The sequence below is a fragment of the Haloferax sp. s1 genome, from assembly GCF_058382125.1.
The window spans coordinates 1-1,380 of the sequence record NZ_JBZRPK010000144.1 but is presented as its reverse complement, the minus strand read 5'-3'; the positions used below and the strand labels follow the sequence as shown (position 1 = coordinate 1,380).

1 protein-coding gene and 1 pseudogene are annotated in these 1,380 nt (G+C 59.2%); one reads left to right on the top strand and one right to left on the bottom strand.

What is annotated here, in order from left to right; genetic code table 11:
- Window positions 1–165: 165 nt before the first annotated feature.
- Window positions 166–346, top strand: a pseudogene (locus tag QT222_RS01075) (DUF8013 domain-containing protein); the annotation flags it as partial.
- Between the two features lie 263 nt (window positions 347–609).
- On the opposite strand, the gene QT222_RS01070 reads toward QT222_RS01075, so the two are convergent.
- Window positions 610–1,272, bottom strand: a complete 663-nt coding sequence (locus QT222_RS01070) for a helix-turn-helix domain-containing protein (protein ID WP_491476022.1) — start codon at window positions 1,270–1,272, stop codon at window positions 610–612.
- Window positions 1,273–1,380: the final 108 nt, after the last annotated feature.

The window sequence follows — 1,380 nt, the reverse complement described above, 5'->3', positions numbered from 1 at the left end:
GTAGGTATACTTATTCTGCAGATAGGGGGCAAGGACGCAGATCGTCTAGGTGAAATGAGGTTGCTCTCGATGAAGAGTTTCTCCATATTTTCCGCACCTGTAGAATAAGTATTTAATGCTCTGGATGGGTGCGGGAGCGAAGAAGCGTCTGTTGAATTGATTCCCATATCTCACCAACAGTCCACGAGCGACAGTTTGGTCGACCAGATCCCGGTTGATCTCGCGATAGCGTACTGTTCCGAAGTTGACCATGCAGACATCCCCAACGCAATCGACTTGATTACTCGGGCTACTAAGCGAACAATCGCCGACGAATCCACTCGTCGTCCTCAAAGCGGCTCGTTGGTGATACATTCACGGTAACGGTGGGCAGATCCTGCCTGTCGATGAGTCATGGAATCGATGCTGCAAATGCGGAAGATAGAGATAACGACGCTGGAGGAAGCGCACGCCCGATGACGTCGGAGCGACGGTGACCTCCCCCGCCCTTCTCCATCGACTGGAGATTCCCGTGATCTGTACCGTACAGTTTGTTGCTGAAAATATCGTGCCAGTCGCAGGCGAGAAAGCAGCTGTCTAGTGCCGGTTTCCCCGAAACAATCTGTCGGTTCAGCGATCGGAGACTGCGACGTGAAGCGACGAGAACACTGTCGCCTCGATCTTCCGGAGGTGCTCGCCGACCGTCGTCTCTGCGAGCCCGGTCGCCGCCGCGATCTCGTCGTGAGTCGCCTCACGGGGCTCCTGGTAGTAGCCGAGATCGACCGCCACTTCGAGCACTTCCCGCTGTCGCTCGGTTAACTGAGAAACGATGTGTCGGGAGCCGGGCGCGTACGGACCGGTCCGCTCGACCTCGACCCGGATGCCATCCGGTTGGTCGGAGAGCGCGTCAGCGAAGGCCGCCTCCGTCCCGATGTAGGTCACCCGGAGGCCGCCGTCGTCGGTGTGCTCGATCGGCATGTCGATCAGGTAGGACGACTCGCGTCGGCCCTCCATGAGCATTCGAGTCAAGTCATCCGCCGCGTAGCGCGTGTAGGCGAAGAATCCGGCGTCATCGCCGGAGACCGAGAACTCGAAGACCTCGGGCGACTCTGACAGTACCCGACGGAGCCCCTCGACGTCGCCGCGGCCCTCGGCGAACATGGCGACAGTGTCGTCAGCGAGGAGTTCCATGCGGTGGATAGCCCGGTATTCCAAGCCGAGCTCGGTGACCTGCCGGTCGAGTCGGTTGATCCCCTCCTCATTGGGGTAGGCCACCATAGTGGCGTAGCGCATGCGCTCTCCATGGGTCACCACCGCAAAAGTCGTGACCATAAGTGTCCATGGATCGCCGGCATCGCACTCATCGCCACCGGGCGATGAGAGGTAGACGTCATGTCTGCC

Bases quoted from the DNA above. Each gene is read 5' to 3' on its own strand.
- QT222_RS01070 (WP_491476022.1), bottom strand. From the start codon at position 1,272: ATGCGCTACGCCACTATGGTGGCCTACCCCAATGAGGAGGGGATCAAC.